At 69.0% G+C, this 15,089-nt stretch carries 16 protein-coding genes and 1 pseudogene; 8 read left to right on the top strand and 9 right to left on the bottom strand.

Annotated features, from left to right (window positions below):
- The first annotated feature begins 16 nt into the window (after positions 1 to 16).
- Positions 17 to 1,852 carry a 2-oxoglutarate dehydrogenase, E2 component, dihydrolipoamide succinyltransferase gene (sucB, locus tag V6S66_RS05855; protein WP_334205809.1) on the top strand — a complete coding sequence of 612 codons (1,836 nt, stop codon included), beginning with the start codon at positions 17 to 19 and terminating at the stop codon, positions 1,850 to 1,852.
- A 3-nt stretch (positions 1,853 to 1,855) separates the two neighbouring features.
- Entirely contained in the window at positions 1,856 to 2,758 is a 903-nt protein-coding gene (locus tag V6S66_RS05850; protein WP_334205808.1) for a TIGR01777 family oxidoreductase, read from the top strand.
- Between the two features lie 76 nt (positions 2,759 to 2,834).
- On the opposite strand, the gene V6S66_RS05845 is transcribed toward V6S66_RS05850, so the two are convergent.
- Entirely contained in the window at positions 2,835 to 3,269 is a 435-nt protein-coding gene (locus tag V6S66_RS05845) for a hypothetical protein (RefSeq protein WP_334205807.1), read from the bottom strand.
- Positions 3,270 to 3,348: 79 nt separating this feature from the next.
- Here V6S66_RS05845 and lipB point away from each other — a divergent pair, with 79 nt between their 5' ends.
- Positions 3,349 to 4,068: a lipoyl(octanoyl) transferase LipB gene (lipB, locus tag V6S66_RS05840; RefSeq protein WP_334205806.1), complete on the top strand. Its 720-nt coding sequence runs from the start codon at positions 3,349 to 3,351 to the stop codon at positions 4,066 to 4,068.
- A 7-nt stretch (positions 4,069 to 4,075) separates the two neighbouring features.
- Here lipB and V6S66_RS05835 read toward each other — a convergent pair whose 3' ends face one another.
- From V6S66_RS05835 to V6S66_RS05820, 4 genes are all read right to left on the bottom strand, one after another.
- Positions 4,076 to 5,266 carry an ABC transporter permease gene (locus tag V6S66_RS05835; RefSeq protein WP_334205805.1) on the bottom strand — a complete coding sequence of 397 codons (1,191 nt, stop codon included), beginning with the start codon at positions 5,264 to 5,266 and terminating at the stop codon, positions 4,076 to 4,078.
- Positions 5,263 to 6,141, bottom strand: coding sequence for an ABC transporter ATP-binding protein (locus V6S66_RS05830; protein WP_334205804.1), 879 nt, complete (start codon positions 6,139 to 6,141; stop codon positions 5,263 to 5,265). Before V6S66_RS05830 ends, V6S66_RS05835 begins: the two co-directional genes overlap by 4 nt.
- A 109-nt stretch (positions 6,142 to 6,250) precedes the next feature.
- Positions 6,251 to 6,889, bottom strand: coding sequence for a response regulator transcription factor (locus V6S66_RS05825; RefSeq protein WP_334205803.1), 639 nt, complete (start codon positions 6,887 to 6,889; stop codon positions 6,251 to 6,253).
- Positions 6,890 to 6,913: 24 nt separating this feature from the next.
- The gene (locus V6S66_RS05820; RefSeq protein WP_334205802.1) at positions 6,914 to 8,170 is read right to left on the bottom strand and encodes a sensor histidine kinase; all 1,257 of its coding nucleotides are present in this window, start codon (positions 8,168 to 8,170) and stop codon (positions 6,914 to 6,916) included.
- A gap of 90 nt (positions 8,171 to 8,260) precedes the next feature.
- Here V6S66_RS05820 and lipA point away from each other — a divergent pair, with 90 nt between their 5' ends.
- The 3 genes from lipA (at position 8,261) to V6S66_RS05805 (ending at position 10,433) form a co-directional block, all read left to right on the top strand.
- The gene (gene lipA / locus V6S66_RS05815) at positions 8,261 to 9,169 is read left to right on the top strand and encodes a lipoyl synthase (RefSeq protein WP_334207228.1); all 909 of its coding nucleotides are present in this window, start codon (positions 8,261 to 8,263) and stop codon (positions 9,167 to 9,169) included.
- Positions 9,170 to 9,339: 170 nt separating this feature from the next.
- Entirely contained in the window at positions 9,340 to 10,047 is a 708-nt protein-coding gene (locus V6S66_RS05810; protein ID WP_334205801.1) for a DUF4191 domain-containing protein, read from the top strand.
- 2 nt (positions 10,048 to 10,049) lie between these two features.
- Positions 10,050 to 10,433 carry a hypothetical protein gene (locus tag V6S66_RS05805; protein ID WP_334205800.1) on the top strand — a complete coding sequence of 128 codons (384 nt, stop codon included), beginning with the start codon at positions 10,050 to 10,052 and terminating at the stop codon, positions 10,431 to 10,433.
- A gap of 19 nt (positions 10,434 to 10,452) precedes the next feature.
- Here V6S66_RS05805 and V6S66_RS05800 read toward each other — a convergent pair whose 3' ends face one another.
- Positions 10,453 to 10,818 carry an RDD family protein gene (locus V6S66_RS05800; protein ID WP_334205799.1) on the bottom strand — a complete coding sequence of 122 codons (366 nt, stop codon included), beginning with the start codon at positions 10,816 to 10,818 and terminating at the stop codon, positions 10,453 to 10,455.
- 182 nt (positions 10,819 to 11,000) lie between these two features.
- On the opposite strand from V6S66_RS05800, the gene glnA reads away from it, so the two are divergent.
- On the top strand, positions 11,001 to 12,422 hold the full coding sequence (gene glnA, locus V6S66_RS05795; RefSeq protein ID WP_334205798.1) for a type I glutamate--ammonia ligase: 1,422 nt from the start codon (positions 11,001 to 11,003) through the stop codon (positions 12,420 to 12,422).
- A 424-nt stretch (positions 12,423 to 12,846) separates the two neighbouring features.
- Positions 12,847 to 13,065 carry an IS3 family transposase gene (locus tag V6S66_RS05790; RefSeq protein ID WP_442885893.1) on the top strand — a complete coding sequence of 73 codons (219 nt, stop codon included), beginning with the start codon at positions 12,847 to 12,849 and terminating at the stop codon, positions 13,063 to 13,065.
- Between the two features lie 143 nt (positions 13,066 to 13,208).
- On the opposite strand, the gene V6S66_RS05785 is transcribed toward V6S66_RS05790, so the two are convergent.
- From V6S66_RS05785 to V6S66_RS05775, 3 genes and pseudogenes are all read right to left on the bottom strand, one after another.
- The gene (locus V6S66_RS05785) at positions 13,209 to 14,144 is read right to left on the bottom strand and encodes an alpha/beta fold hydrolase (RefSeq protein WP_334205797.1); all 936 of its coding nucleotides are present in this window, start codon (positions 14,142 to 14,144) and stop codon (positions 13,209 to 13,211) included.
- 289 nt (positions 14,145 to 14,433) lie between these two features.
- Positions 14,434 to 14,656, bottom strand: a pseudogene (locus tag V6S66_RS05780) (DDE-type integrase/transposase/recombinase); the annotation flags it as partial.
- Between the two features lie 85 nt (positions 14,657 to 14,741).
- Complete coding sequence (locus tag V6S66_RS05775; protein ID WP_334207227.1) at positions 14,742 to 15,038, bottom strand: transposase; 297 nt, start codon at positions 15,036 to 15,038, stop codon at positions 14,742 to 14,744.
- Between the last annotated feature and the right edge of the window lie 51 nt (positions 15,039 to 15,089).

Here is a 15,089-nt window from a genome sequence, read left to right as displayed (position 1 = left end):
GGAAGGAACACCGAACATGGCTACCGAAGTCACCCTGCCCGCCCTCGGCGAGAGCGTCACGGAGGGAACCGTCACCCAGTGGCTCAAGTCCGTCGGTGACACCGTCGAGGTCGACGAGCCCCTGCTCGAGATCTCCACCGACAAGGTCGACACCGAGATCCCCTCCCCCGTCGCCGGCACGCTCCTCGAGATCAAGGCCGAGGAGGACGACACGGTCGAGGTCGGAGCGATCCTGGCGATCATCGGCGACGCCGACGAGAGCGGCTCCGACGACGCCCCGGTCGAGGACGAGGCACCCGCCGAGCCCGAGGAGACCGAGGACGCCGAGGTCGAGAAGCCCGCCGACGACACGGCCGACGAGCCCGAGCCCGAGCCCGAGGCCCAGGACGACGACAAGCCGGCGGAGGCCCCCCAGGCCGAGGCCGAGCCCGCCACGGGCGTGACCGAGGTGCCCTCGGTCTCGCTCCCCGCGCTCGGTGAGAGCGTCACCGAGGGCACGGTCACGCAGTGGCTGAAGGCCGTCGGTGACACCGTCGAGGTCGACGAGCCCCTGCTCGAGATCTCCACCGACAAGGTCGACACCGAGATCCCCTCCCCCGTCGCCGGCACGCTCCTCGAGATCAAGGTCGACGAGGACGAGACCGTCGAGGTCGGCGCCGAGCTCGCGATCATCGGCTCCGGCGACGCCAAGCCGGCCGAGCCGAAGGCCGAGGACAAGGCCTCCGAGCCCGAGCCGGAGCCCGAGAAGGCCCCCGAGCCCGAGCCGGAGCCCGAGAAGGCCCCCGAGCCGGAGCCGAAGGCCGAGGACACCGCGGAGCAGGAGAAGTCGTCGGAGCCCGAACCGGCCAACCCCGAGTCGCAGGGCGGCACCACCGAGTCGGTCGACTCGCCGTCCACCTCCTCCTCCCACGAGGGCGAGGGCTACGTCACCCCGATCGTCCGCAAGCTCGCCAAGGAGCACGGGGTCGACCTGTCGACCGTCACCGGCTCCGGTGTCGGTGGCCGCATCCGCAAGGCCGACGTGCTGGAGGCCGCCGAGAAGCAGAAGGCCCCGGCCGAGGACACAGCACCCGCCTCCGAGGCCCCGGCCGCATCGGCTCCCGCCGCGTCGGCACCGGAGCCGTCCGCGCTGCGCGGCAAGACCGAGAACGTCTCGCGCCTGCGCAAGGTGATCGCCTCGCGCATGGTCGAGTCCCTCCAGATCTCGGCCCAGCTCACCCAGGTCCACGAGGTCGACGTCACCGAGGTGGCGCGGCTGCGCTCCAAGCACAAGGAGTCATTCGGTGAGCGCGAGGGCGTCAAGCTCACGTTCCTGCCGTTCTTCGCCAAGGCCGCCGTCGAGGCGCTCAAGGCGTACCCGCAGCTCAACGCGGCCCTCGACATCGAGGCCGGCACCGTCACCTACCCCGACGGCGAGCACCTCTCGATCGCGGTCGACACCGAGCGTGGTCTGCTCGCGCCGACCATCCGCGATGCCGGCGACCTGTCGATCGCGGGACTGGCCCGCAAGATCGCCGACGTCGCCGAGCGCACCCGCACCAACAAGATCAAGCCCGACGAGCTGTCCGGTGGCACGTTCTCGATCACGAACCTCGGCAGCAACGGGGCCCTGTTCGACACGCCGATCATCAACCAGCCGCAGGTCGCGATCCTGGGTGTCGGTGCTGTCGTCAAGCGCCCCGTGGTCACCACCGACGAGCAGGGCAACGACAGCATCTCGGTGCGCAGCATGGCGTACCTGGCGCTGACGTACGACCACCGCATCATCGACGGCGCCGATGCCGGCCGATTCCTCACGGCGGTCAAGCAGCGCCTGCAGGGCGGCCAGTTCGAGGCCGAGCTCGGGTCCTGAGCCATGGCTGACACGTTGCGGGTCGTCGTCGGGGGTGCCTCGGGCTTCCTCGGGGTCCCCCTCGTCGATGAGCTGCGCGACCGGGGACACTCGGTCACGCGGCTCGTCCGCGGCGGCGCCGAGGATGCCGACGCGTCGCGCTGGGACCCGTACTCCGGCGATCTCGACCAGCGGCTGATCGACGACGCCGACGTCGTGATCAACCTCAGCGGCGCGCCGATCTCCCGGTGGCCCCGCACCGCGTCGTACCGCGAGAAGATCCTGAGCTCGCGCGTCGCCGCCACGTCCACGCTCGCGCGGGCGGTCGCGCGGTCGAAGCGTCCGGCCGCGATGCTGTCGGCGTCCGGCATGTCGTACTACGGCGCCGACCGGGGCGACACCGTGCTCCGGGAGTCCGCCACGGCGGGCGAGGGATTCCTCGCCACCGTCTCGCAGCAGTGGGAAGCCGCAGCCCGCCCGGCCGTCGACGCCGGCTCCCGCGTCTGCTTCCTGCGCACCTCGCTCGTGCTCGACGAGTCCGGCGGCGCGCTCAAGCTCATGGCCATCCCGTTCCGCCGCTACGGCGGGGCCGTGCTCGGCTCGGGCGACCAGTACATGTCGTACATCTCGCGCCGCGACTGGGTGCGCGCCGTGGTGCACCTGGCCGAGGGCGACGTCTCCGGCCCGGTCAACCTGGCCACCGCCGATCCGGTCACGAACCGGCAGTTCACGAAGGCCCTCGCCGAGGCGGTCGACGCCAAGGCGTTCCTCAAGGCGCCCGCGCCCGCGCTGAAGCTGGCCCTCGGAGGGCTCTCCGACGAGCTGCTCGGATCGCTGCGCCTGGAACCGATGGCGCTGTCGCAGGCCGGGTTCCGCTTCGACGCCCCCGACATCGAGTCGACCCTGGGGCTCGGCCTGAAGTCCTGATGAGCCCGACCGCTGGTTGAGGTGCGAACGCCGCCTGCGGCGTGAGCCTCGAAACCATCAAGCCCACCACCTGGGCCTACTCCGGCGTGACCTCGGCGTACCGCCACCTGCCGTCGACCTGCTGCAGGACGACGTGGCGGCCGGACCAGGTGTCGACGGGCAACGAGGTGGCGACACCGGAGCCGTCCACGGCGCGGGTGGGCGCGAGCCGGTCGACGACCGTGAGCCGCACGAGGTCCGGTGTCCGCGTGTCCGCGGTGCACGACCCGATCACCAACATCGCCGACTCGACCTCGAGCCCGCGACCGGTCCACTGCCGCAGCGCCGCCACGTCAGGCTCCGCCGACGCCGCAGTGACGTAGAGCGACTCGACGTCGGACGGGGACCCCGACTCCCACGCGAGGCTGCGCTGCAGGTCGAGGCCGGCCAGCTCCGTGCAGCCCGGGCCACCGCCGGCGACGCCGAGCAGCGACACCAGGTAGCCGACCGCGGTGATCCCCCAGAGGTCCATGGCGCCAGCGTGGTGGGTGAGGCGGTCCGTGCCAAACGCCCGTCCACAGCGCCGCCGGCCCGGGCGTACCCTGAGTGGCGTGAGCGATCTGCAGGTGCGCGACGACTGGTTCGGGGACCACGCCCTCGAGTACTCCGAGGCCTGGGACCTCCAGCGCACCCTGCTCGCGCAGCGGGCCGACGACGAGATCGGCGACACCGCGCTCTTCCTCGAGCACCCGCCCACGTACACCGCGGGACGACGGACCGAGCCGTTCGAGCGGCCCCAGGACGGCACGCCCGTGATCGACGTCGACCGCGGCGGCAAGATCACCTTCCACGGTCCTGGCCAGCTGGTCGGTTACCCCATCACCAAGCTGCCCTCGCACGTCCTGGTGGTCGACTACGTCCGCCGGGTCGAGGAGGCGCTGATCCGCGCGGTCGGCGACCTCGGGGTCACAGCGGGGCGGGTCGAGGGCCGCTCCGGGGTCTGGCTCGCCGCGGGTCCTGGTCGCCAGGAGCGCAAGATCGCCGCGATCGGCATCCGCGTCTCTCGCGGCATCACGATGCACGGATTCAGCCTCAACGCCGACGTCGACCTCGGGTGGTACGACCGTTTCGTGCCGTGCGGCATCGCCGATGCCGGCGTCACGACGCTCTCGGCCGAGCTCGGTCGCGACGTCACGGTGCCCGAGGCGGCCGCTGCCGTGCGCCCCCACCTGGTGGAGCTGTTGCGCTGGGACCCGTACGTGTCGAGCCCCGACGTCGCGCGTGAGCACGAGCACCCCACGGTGCCCGTGCTCACGACGCGTCGGTCCTGACGCCGGGTCAGTCGGCCGCGAGGCTCAGTGCCTCGCGATAGCCCAGCTTGTTGCCGGTGCGCAGCAGCGAGCGCTCGTAGATCCGCACGCCGAGCTTGACCAGCAGGACCGCGGCGACGATCGTGCCGCCGACCGCGATGCCCAGCTGCCAGGCGGGGACCGTCTCGGTCGCGAGCCGCATGGGCATGACCATCGTGGCCGAGATCGGCAGCATCGAGAACACCTCGGTGAGACCGTCGTTGCCCGCGAACACCGCGAAGTAGGGCAGGAACAGCAGCCCCTGGATCGGCAACGTCGTGGAGTTGATGTCCTGCACGCGGGCCGCGAGCGAACCGGCCACGGCCCACAGGGTCGCCATGGCGATGAAGCCCAGCAGGAACAGCACCAGGAACCAGACGAGGGACCAGCCCACGTCGCTGATGAACGCGGTCTCACCCATCGCGAAGCCGGCACCGACACCGGCGGCCACGACCAGGAGCACCTGGGTCAGCGCGAGCACGGTGTTGCCGGCGATCTTGCCCCAGAGCAGTGCCCGGATCGGGACGGCCGCGGCCAGGATCTCGACGACGCGGCTCTCCTTCTCCTGCGTCACGCTCTGGGCGATCTGCAGGCCGAAGATCATGACGGTCAGCAGGAACAGCACGACCATGACCGTGGCGACCGCCGTGCGCGCGCCGTCGTTCTCCGGCACGGGCTCGAGGACGCTCGTGGTGGTGGTCGTGCCGGCACTCAGGGCGTCGAGGTCGACGTCCTGGGCCGAGGCGTTGCTCTGCAGCACGGTCTGCGACACGGCGGCGGTGATCGCCTGCTCGATCGTGCCGTCGACCGCGGTCAGGCTGATGATCCGGAACCCGCCGTCATCGGCCGGCACCAGGGCGACGTCGATCGTCTCGGCCTCGATGGCCTTCTCGGCCTCGTCGACGGAGTCGAGCTCGGTGGCCTTGAACGACGTGTTGTCGTTCTCGGCGATCGGCCCGCCGTCAGCGGCCTCCACGATGGCGGACGCCTCGGGACCGACGACGCCGATCTCCTCGGTGCTGGCCTTGCCGGAGAGCAGTGACGCGGCCACGACGGCGCCGGCGACGAGCAGGACGGTGACCACGACGCCGATGAGGAAGGACTTCTCACGGACACGGGTGGTGATCTCGCGCTCGGCGACGAGGCGCCAGGCGCCGCGTGCGGGGGTTGACGTGCTCATCGGATGACCTCCCGGAAGATCTCGGACAGGGGCTGGCGTGCTCGGCTGATCTCGACGACGGGGCCGCGGTCGAGCGCTGCACGGGTGAGATCGGTGGGCGTGATGCCGTCGAGGTCGACGAGGGCCGTCGCTCCGTCGACGTCGCGCACCTCGATCCCGCGAAGGTCGCGGAGCCAGGCGGCGTCGCTGCCGTCCATCACGACCCGGTACCGCTCGGCGCCCTGCCCGCGCAGTTCGTCGACCGGGCCGTAGGCCACGAGCCGACCGCCGGACAGGATGACCAGGTCGTCGCAGAGTCGCTCGACGAGGTCGAGCTGGTGGCTCGAGAACAGCAGCGGCAGGTCCTTGGCCTCACGCCGCAGCAGGTCGACCATGGCGTCGACGGCGAGCGGGTCGAGGCCGCTGAACGGCTCGTCGAGCACGAGCGCGGACGGCTGGTGGATGAGCGCCGCGGCGATCTGGATGCGCTGCTGGTTGCCGAGCGAGAGGTCGTCGAGCAGGTCGTCGGCGCGGTCGATGATGCCGAAGTGCTCGAGCAGGTCCTCGGCGCGCGAGCTGGCGTCGGCGCGACTGAAGCCGTGCAGCCGGGCGAAGTAGACGAGCTGCTCGCGGATCTTCATGCGCGGGTACAGCCCGCGCTCCTCCGGCATGTAGCCGAACGTGCGACGGGTGTCGGCGGTGATCGGTTCCCCGTTCCACCGCACCTCGCCCGCGCTGGGCGCGAGGACGCCCATGATCATGCGCATGGTGGTGGTCTTGCCGGCGCCGTTGGCACCGACGAAACCGGTCATGCGCCCGGGTCGGACACTGAAGCTCACGTCGTCGACGGCGAGGTGGTCGCCGAACTGACGGCTGAGGTTGCGGACGTCGATCATGTCTCAAACCTAAGAGGAACTGCGGCGTGCCACATCGGCCGCAGGACCGCTTCCGAGCCTCACCCGTGCGTCGAAGGACTTCATCCCTCCGACGGAGGGACGGCGTCCTTCAGTTCATCAGGCCGGACTCGTAGGCGGTGATGACGGCCTGCACGCGGTCGCGAGCATCGAGCTTGGCGAGCACGTGCGAGACGTGGGACTTGACCGTGGCGGTGCTGACGAAGAGCGCCTGGGCGATCTCGGCGTTGCTCATGCCCTTGGCCATCGCGACCAGCACGTCCCGCTCCCGTTGGGTGAGGTCGTCGAGCCGCGGGTCGGCCGCGCGGGCGCTGCGTGCGGACCGGGCGATGACCCGCTCGGTGACCTCGGGCGCCAGCAGCGAGTGGCCGCCGGCCGCCAGGCGGATCGCGTTGACCAGGTCGTCGGCCGGGCAGTTCTTGAGCAGGAACCCGCTCGCGCCGGCATTGAGCGCGTCGAAGAGGTACTGGTCGTCGTCGAAGGTCGTGAGGATGACGACCCGGGTGTCGGCGTGGGCCGCCACGATCGACCGGGTGGCCTCGATGCCGTCGACGCCGGGCATCTGCACGTCCATCAGCACGACGTCGGGCTGCAGGGCGGCGACCTGCCGGAGGGCCTCCGCGCCGTCGCTGGCCTCGCCGACGACGTCGATGTCGTCCTCGGCGTCGAGGATCATCGTGAACCCCGTACGGATGAGGTCCTGGTCGTCGACCAGCAGGACCGTCGTCATGGTGTCTCCCTCGGGTGGTGTCGCTCAGCGGGTCTGTCGCGGCGCCCGGACGCGCACGCGGAAGCCGCCGTGCGGGCGGTTGCCGATCTCGTGGTGCGCGCCGAGCATGGCCACGCGCTCGCGGATGCCGGCCAGGCCGAACCCACCCTCGTCCGCGGGGGCGGGCCCGTCGTCGCGTGTGCCGTGGCCGTCGTCGACGACCTCGACCTCGACGGTGTCGTCGAGGTAGCGCAGGGTCACCAGCACCCGCTTGGCCTGGGCATGCCGGCGGGCGTTGGTGACCGCCTCCTGCGCGATGCGGAACAGGTTGAGCGACACGCTGCCGTCGACGTCGGTGCGCTGCCCCACGACCTCGACCTCGACCCGCGGCACGCCGTGCGGATCGGCGAGCGTCAGGACGTCGCAGAGACCGGGCTGGGGCTCGCGGGTGGAGTCCTCGTCGCCCTCGCGCAGCAGGCCGACGAGCTGGTGCATCTGGGCGACGGCCTGGCGTGACGACGCCTCGATCGTGGCGAGGGCGCCTGCGGCACGGTCCGGGTCACGGCCGAGGATGCGGCGGGCGCCGGTGGCCTGGATGCCGATGCTGCTGACGTGGTGCGCCACGACGTCGTGCAGGTCACGGGCGATGCGCACCCGCTCGGCCTGCACCGCCTGCCGTCGCTCGGCGACCTGGTGGCCTCGCTCGCGCTCGAACTGGGCCTCCAGCAGGGCCCGGCGACGCGCGCTCATCCAGGCCGCCTGCCCCCAGGCGATCGCGCCGAAGAAGTAGACGACGTTGATCGCCACGGAGTAGATGATGACGGCGGTGTCACGCGGCAGGAGGAGGCCACCGTCGCCCTCGCCGGGCAGCATCCCCGGCTGCGTGAAGCTCCAGAAGAGCCAGCCGAACATGCCGACCAGGACGACCAATGTCGTGGCGTAGAGCGCCCTCGCCGTGCGCGACCACGCCCACGCCGCGTAGAGAGCGGTGAACAGGACCATCTGGATCGTGAAGACGAGCGCGAGATCGGCGAACCGTTCGCCGATCACCACGAAGATCACCGACTCCAGCAGCAGCACGGCGAGCGGGAACCGGCGTCGCAGGCCGAGCAGGCCCCCCGCCGCGACGAACCAGAGGTACGACTCGTTGCCGTGCTCCGGCTCGGCGACACCTCCGGCGCTGCGGAACACCACCAGCGACAAGACCGACAGCAGGGCCAGCACGACTCCGAGGACCAGGTCGTTGCGCAGCAGACGAGGCGTCGGCACGGGGCGCTGCCAGTCGCGGGTCAGCCAGGTCACGCCCCGAGAGTACGGGTTCCGGCCCTCGGCTCGGCGCTGGTGTGCAGGCGTACAGTGGAAGGCGTGACCATCGCACCTGACGGACGCAAGATGCTGCGACTCGAGGTCCGCAACGCGGAGACCCCGATCGAGAAGAAGCCCGAGTGGATCAAGACCCGCGCGAAGATGGGTCCTGAGTACACCGAGCTCATGGGCCTGGTGAAGGGCGAGGGCCTGCACACGGTCTGTCAGGAAGCCGGTTGTCCCAACATCTACGAGTGCTGGGAAGACCGTGAGGCCACGTTCCTCATCGGCGGCGAGCAGTGCACGCGTCGGTGCGACTTCTGCCAGATCGACACCGGCAAGCCCTCCGCGCTCGATCGTGACGAGCCGCGTCGTGTGGCCGAGTCGGTGCAGAAGATGCAGCTGCGGTACTCCACCATCACCGGTGTCGCCCGCGACGACCTCCCCGACGGCGGCGCCTGGCTCTACGCCGAGACCGTCCGCCAGATCCACGCCCTCAACCCCGACACCGGCGTCGAGAACCTGATCCCCGACTTCAACGGCGTCCCCGAGCTGCTGACCGAGGTCTTCGAGTCCCGCCCCGAGGTCCTGGCGCACAACCTCGAGACCGTGCCGCGCATCTTCAAGCGCATCCGCCCGGCGTTCCGCTACGAGCGCTCGCTCGACGTCATCACCCAGGCCCGTGACTTCGGCCTGGTCACCAAGAGCAACCTGATCCTGGGCATGGGCGAGACGCGCGAGGAGGTCTCGGAGGCGCTGCGCGACCTGCACGAGGCCGGCTGCGACCTGATCACGATCACGCAGTACCTGCGCCCCTCCAAGCGCCACCATCCCGTCGAGCGGTGGGTCAAGCCCGAGGAGTTCGTCGAGCTCGCCACCGAGGCCACCGAGATCGGCTTCGCCGGCGTCATGTCCGGCCCGCTCGTGCGGTCGTCGTACCGCGCCGGCCGGCTCTACCAGCAGGCCATCGAGGCCCGCGAGAGCGCGCGCGCCTGATCGACCCCGCTGGTGGAGTGCTCCCGCCCCGCTGGTTGAGGTGCGAGTGCGCTCTCGCGCGCTGACCGGCCCCCGCTGGTTGAGGTGCGAGTGCGCTCTGGCGCCCGAGCCTCGAAACCCTCCCCGAGGTGCGCTGCCCCGACGTCCCACCGACCACCTAGACTGACGGCATGTCTGCAGGAACTCCCGCCCCGGCCACCGGCCGCATCGCCCAGATGCGTCAGGCCTTCCGCATCACGAAGAACTCCGACCCCAACATCGGGTTGATCCTGCTGCTGTGGTTCCTGCTCGTCGGTGGCGTCTTCGCCGTCGCGATGCTGCTGCTGTTCGACCGTGGCGTGCTCGGCATCATCCTGGCCGTCGTGTTCGGCATCCTCACGGGTGTCCTCGCCGCACTGATCGTCTTCGGACGCCGCGCCGAGCGGGCCGCCTACGCCCAGGTCGAGGGTCAGGCCGGTGCCGCCGCGAGCGCGCTGCAGATGCTGCGCCGTGGCTGGATCGTCAAGCCGGTCGTGGCCTTCACGAAGAACCAGGACATCGTCCACCGGGTCGTCGGCAAGCCCGGCGTCATTCTGGTCGGCGAGGGTAACCCCAACCGGGTCAAGTCGCTCATCGCCTCCGAGAAGCGCAAGCACGCCCGCATCGTGGGCGAGTCCGTGCCGATCGTCGAGGTCATCGTGGGTCGCGAGGAGGGCCAGGTGCCGCTCCCGAAGCTCAACCGGCACATCCAGAAGATGAAGAAGGCCGTCAAGCCGGCCGAGCAGACCGCGATCGTCAACAAGCTCAAGGCCCTCGACGCCATGCGTCCCGCTGCCCCCATGCCGCGCGGTCCCGTGCCCACGTCGATGAAGTCGGCGCGCAAGATGATGCGCGGCTGACCGTGTTCCGCCGGGCCCTCGTGCTCGCCGCCACCACCGTCGTGCTCGTCGCGTGCGGCGCCGCCGAGCCCACGCCGCGCGAGCTCACGTCGGGCGAGATAACCCCCGACACCTACGGGGAGCTCATCGCGAAGGACGGCCTGACCATCGAGGACGTCGAGGCCGAGGGCGCCATCGTGTCCGAGGACCTCGAGCGCGACTTCGTGGCCGAGGGGGGTTTCCCGGCCCTCGACGTCGACCGGTGCCGGTACGCACGAACGCTCGTCCTCAGCGCCCCCGAGGACGAGCAGTACGAGGGCACGGCCCGGTTCTGCTTCGATGCGCAGGACCGCTCGGTCAGCGTCGAGCGCAACCCCGTGGAGGCCTCCCCCGTCCCGACCGACTGACCGCCGAGAACCGCACGCCTCAGAACCGCACGACGCGCGACCCTGCCGCGAGGTCGTGCAGCCCGCGCTTGTCGTCGGTCATGACGAGGGCGGGGATGATCAGCGTCAGCAGCAGCGACCGCAGCAGCGCGCGCGGGACGCCGATCGGGCGCCCGGCCGGGTTCTCGACGCGCAGCTTCATGATCCGCTTGCCGATCGAGACCCCGAGCAGCCCCGTCAGGATCGCGACCTGACCGACGAAGATCGCCGTGATGACCAGGTTCTGCGGGATGTTCTCCGGCGGGTACCTCACGCCGAAGAACAGGGCCGCTGCCATGGCGGCGATGACCCAGTCGATGAACAGCGCCGCGAGGCGCCGGCCGAGCGACGGTTCGGTGTCGTTCACATGGCGAGCCTAGCGAGGCAGGCGATGCGGCCTGCGCGATACCTGCCCGACACATGTAACTTGGCTGAAACAAACCGTTGACGGTCGGGAAACTGCCCCCGCCTAGTTTCGTGGGGGCAGGCGCTGGCGTCTGCCACGTGGAAACCCGACTACCTGTGCCGCCCAGCGGCCAAGGAGGCCCAATGTTCGGCAATGCCGACGAGTTCTTCAAGTTCGTCAAGGACGAGGGCGTCGAGTACCTCGACGTCCGTTTCACCGATCTTCCCGGCATCCAGCAGCAGGTCACCCTGCCCGCGTGGACGTTCGACGCCGACGCGGCCGAGAACGGCGTCGCCTTCGACGGTTCGTCGATCCGCGGGTTCCAGAGCATCGACCAGTCCGACATGGTCCTGTTCCCCGACTTCGGCACGGCGTACCTCGACCCGTTCAAGCGTCGCAAGACGCTCGCGATGGAGTTCTTCGTCCACGACCCGATCACGGGCGAGGCCTACTCGCGCGACCCGCGCAACGTCGCCCGCAAGGCGGAGGCCTACCTGGCCACCACCGGCATCGGCGACACCGCGTTCTTCGCCCCCGAGGCCGAGTTCTACATCTTCGACCGCGTCGCCTACGGCACGAGCGCCAACAAGTCGTTCTACGAGATCCAGTCCGCGGAGGCCGCCTGGTCCACCAGCGACGGCATCGACGACAACCGCGGCTACAAGGTCCGGTTCAAGGGTGGTTACTTCCCCGTCTCGCCGACCGACCAGACGCAGGACCTGCGCAACGACATGATGACCAACCTGTCGAACGCGGGCCTGGTGCTCGAGCGTGGTCACCACGAGGTCGGCACGGCCGGCCAGGCGGAGATCAACTACAAGTTCGACACGCTGCTCAAGGCGGCCGACGACGTCATGAAGTTCAAGTACCTCGTGCGCAACACCGCGTGGGCGAACGACAAGACGGTCACCTTCATGCCGAAGCCGCTGTTCGGCGACAACGGCTCGGGCATGCACGTGCACCAGTCGATCTGGAACAACGGCGAGCCGCTGTTCTACGACGAGGCCGGCTACGGCGGACTCTCCGACCTCGCGCGTCACTACATCGGCGGCATCCTGAAGCACGCCCCGAGCCTGCTGGCGTTCACGAACCCGTCGGTGAACTCGTACCACCGTCTGGTCCCGGGCTTCGAGGCCCCGATCGCGCTCGTGTACTCGGCCCGCAACCGCTCGGCCTGTGTGCGCATCCCGATCACCGGCTCGAACCCGAAGGCCAAGCGCATCGAGTTCCGTTGCCCCGACCCGTCGGCGAACCCGTACCTGGCGTTCTCGGCGCTGCTGCTCGCGGGTCTCGACGGCATCAAGAACAAGATCGAGCCCGCCGCCCCGATCGACAAGAACATCTACGAGCTCCCCGCCGAGGAGTACGAGGCCATCGACATGGTCCCGACCTCGCTCAACGCGGTGCTCGACAACCTCGAGGCCGACCACGAGTTCCTGACGGCCGGCGGTGTCTTCACCCCCGACCTGATCGAGACGTGGATCGACTACAAGCGCAGCGAGGAGATCCTCCCCGTGCAGCTGCGACCGCACCCGCACGAGTTCGAGCTGTACTACGACATCTGATCCAGCAGGTTTCCGTCAGTTTCGGTAGTTAGGCCTCGACTGCGGAAACCCCGCCAAATCAGGACGAACGCCCCCAAGCGACCTTCGGTCACTTGGGGGCGTTCGGCATATCTAGTCGCCCTCTTGTTACAGAATTGGTACATCCCACGGCCTAGGATCCGCGTGCGGAACCCACCTTGCCGATCGAGATCCCACTGGCAGTCGCACGTGTCTCAGCAAGATGACCGCGCGTCGCGTTGCGCCGTGAGCCGAAGCGAGGCGACTAAGGACGCGCCCGCTCTCATCGACGACCTTCCGAGGTGCGCCAGGGACGCGTGCTTCCGGACGGGTCGGATGCCACAGGCCGCGACTTGATTCACGATATCGTCTCCGGGTCACAGCTGGACCCCAGCTAAAACAGGACACGGGCGTGATGCAGCCGTAGGTGACAACTGACTTCTGGTCACGGATGCAGGTCGAACTCCTCGACCGACAGAAGTGGAACACGCGCATCGAGCTGGCCAACGCGATGTTCGAATACCTTGAGATCTGGCACAACCGCAAGCGTCGGCACAGTCAGCTCGGCATGCTCAGCCCGGTAGAATTCGAACGCAACCGCATCATCACAGTGGCACGAGAATCCACGAAATTCCGACCACGTTGAACTCGGGACACACCAATGCCTCCACCAGACCCGGGGCGATTCAGACCTCCTGGGCCAGTGGGCGACTTAGACATCTCCGTTAAGCCCGGAGGTCCTTACCTTTCACAAGACCCAACCGTCACCAACGTGTCTGCTGAGTACACCTAGGACGTGATGGAGCTCCCGTTGGCGAATGCGGCGATCTGCGCCGCGAGAGGCCCGGCTTGGTCCTCTTGCAGGAAGTGCTTGCCCGGGAGGTTCACCGACGAGGAGAGCCCTGCCGCACGTAGAACGATCTGACCGTGCTCATCCAGCGTCAAGGCGGGATCCCTCTCGCCCCACACCACCTGCACGGGGTAACGATCGCCGGCGACCACTCCCCGATACAGCTTCTGCTTCTGCGCTGTGCGTTCGAAGCCGCGCATGATCTGCAGGAATGCGGCGCCGTTGTCACCACGCTTCAGCAGGTCGACGTAGGCGTCCAGCTCCCGGGCTGGCACCGCCTTCATGTCTGCCACACCCTGCATGCGCATGAGTGTTCGAAAGATCGGCTTGTTCAGCATGGAGAGGTAGGCGCGCCCCACGTACCGGTGGGCGAAGGGCTCCATCGACCACGGCCGGCGGAAGTCCTCGGCGTCGACCACGGTGTTCAACACGGTCAGTGACGCCACCCGCTCGGGCATGGCCGCCGCCACCTCGAACCCCACCGGTCCGCCAATGTCGTGCACCACGAGATGGAACCGCTCCAGACCCAACGCGTCGATGGCGGCAACACTCCACCGCCCCAGTCCCGACCACGTGTAGTCGAATCCGACGGGGCGCTCGGCGAGGCCCAGGCCAGGCAGATCGAACGCAATTCCACGCAGCCCATGCGCCGCCAGCTTGGGCACAACCTTGCGATAAAGGTAAGCCGACGCAGGCACACCGTGCATGCAGACCACCGGGTCGCCAGACCCCTGGTCGAGCACGAAACTGCCCACGCCGTCTGCGGTGAAGCGCCGTCCGGTTTCTTCGTAGTCGTCGAGGACGCTCGTCTTCGCCATGACGGCACTCTCCCACATCGACGACTCCTGCAGATCTCTGAACTGGCCGATCGCCATCGCGGCATTTCCACGGGATCAGATGCGCGACGACCGAGCCTCCAGACGTCGACCCCAGCGGCGTCGGCGTTGAGCCAGGCCTGACCCGGGGTCGGCAGCCACACACCCAACCGCATCGCCGATGATGGCCATAACGCGGCGAGGCCAGGCGCGGCGTAGCGAGCGGCAGACATCGACACACCCCGGGCTCACCGCACGCCCACCCCGAGACACCAAAGCCCCCGTTTCGACCAACATTTTGGTCAGAAACGGGGGCTTCGGATCGGCGGTGGCGGTGGTCTGGGTCAAGTCCCTGCGAGCCGGCATCCAAGTGATGGATCAGCCCGCCAGCGACGGTCGGATGCCCCTCGCGACCTCGTTGCCACAACGCCATCCGCAGCGGGACCATCACCAGGTCGGTCTCCTTGGACGTCTGCGCGTGCCAGGCCACGATCCGTTGGGCGAAGACGTCGACGATGAACGCGACATAGACCCAGCCCCCAACTGCGGACATGGGTGAAATCGGAGACCCACACGCTCGGGCGTGCTCGTAGGACCCAGCCTCGGAGACACCCGGCACCCGGCAGGCAACCTGCGCGGGGTGATCCTCCGCGGCGATCACTTCGACCGCCGCGAACCGCCTTTTGGGCTGGTCTCCTCCTTCAGCAAATCGACCGCCCGGCGGGCAACAGCCAGCTCGGTCTCGAGCTCACGGATCCGCTTGTTCGCCATCACGAGCTCGCCTCTCTCGCTCGTGCCCATGCCACACGTTTCGCCTCGATCAAGACGATCCTGACGGCGCCAGTCGTAGATCGTCTGATCACTGATGTCGAGGTCGTGCGCGAGACTCGCGACGCTCCGCCCGGCAGCGAGCAGGTCAAGGACCCTGCGTCTGAACTCGGCCGAACAGCCCAGTCGTCCCCTCTGTACCTCCTGATGTCAGACGCCAGAATCCACAAACGTCGA

Source organism: Aeromicrobium sp. Sec7.5 (genome assembly GCF_036867135.1).
Lineage (GTDB): Bacteria > Actinomycetota > Actinomycetes > Propionibacteriales > Nocardioidaceae > Aeromicrobium.
Note: the sequence above shows the minus strand (reverse complement) of the source record. Positions and strands in the feature narration are given on the sequence as shown.

Bases quoted from the DNA above. Each gene is read 5' to 3' on its own strand.
- sucB (WP_334205809.1), top strand. From the start codon at position 17: ATGGCTACCGAAGTCACCCTGCCCGCCCTCGGCGAGAGCGTCACGGAG.
- V6S66_RS05850 (WP_334205808.1), top strand. From the start codon at position 1,856: ATGGCTGACACGTTGCGGGTCGTCGTCGGGGGTGCCTCGGGCTTCCTC.
- V6S66_RS05845 (WP_334205807.1), bottom strand. From the start codon at position 3,269: ATGGACCTCTGGGGGATCACCGCGGTCGGCTACCTGGTGTCGCTGCTC.
- V6S66_RS05835 (WP_334205805.1), bottom strand. From the start codon at position 5,266: ATGAGCACGTCAACCCCCGCACGCGGCGCCTGGCGCCTCGTCGCCGAG.
- V6S66_RS05830 (WP_334205804.1), bottom strand. From the start codon at position 6,141: ATGATCGACGTCCGCAACCTCAGCCGTCAGTTCGGCGACCACCTCGCC.
- V6S66_RS05825 (WP_334205803.1), bottom strand. From the start codon at position 6,889: ATGACGACGGTCCTGCTGGTCGACGACCAGGACCTCATCCGTACGGGG.
- lipA (WP_334207228.1), top strand. From the start codon at position 8,261: ATGCTGCGACTCGAGGTCCGCAACGCGGAGACCCCGATCGAGAAGAAG.
- V6S66_RS05810 (WP_334205801.1), top strand. From the start codon at position 9,340: ATGTCTGCAGGAACTCCCGCCCCGGCCACCGGCCGCATCGCCCAGATG.
- glnA (WP_334205798.1), top strand. From the start codon at position 11,001: ATGTTCGGCAATGCCGACGAGTTCTTCAAGTTCGTCAAGGACGAGGGC.
- V6S66_RS05785 (WP_334205797.1), bottom strand. From the start codon at position 14,144: ATGGCGATCGGCCAGTTCAGAGATCTGCAGGAGTCGTCGATGTGGGAG.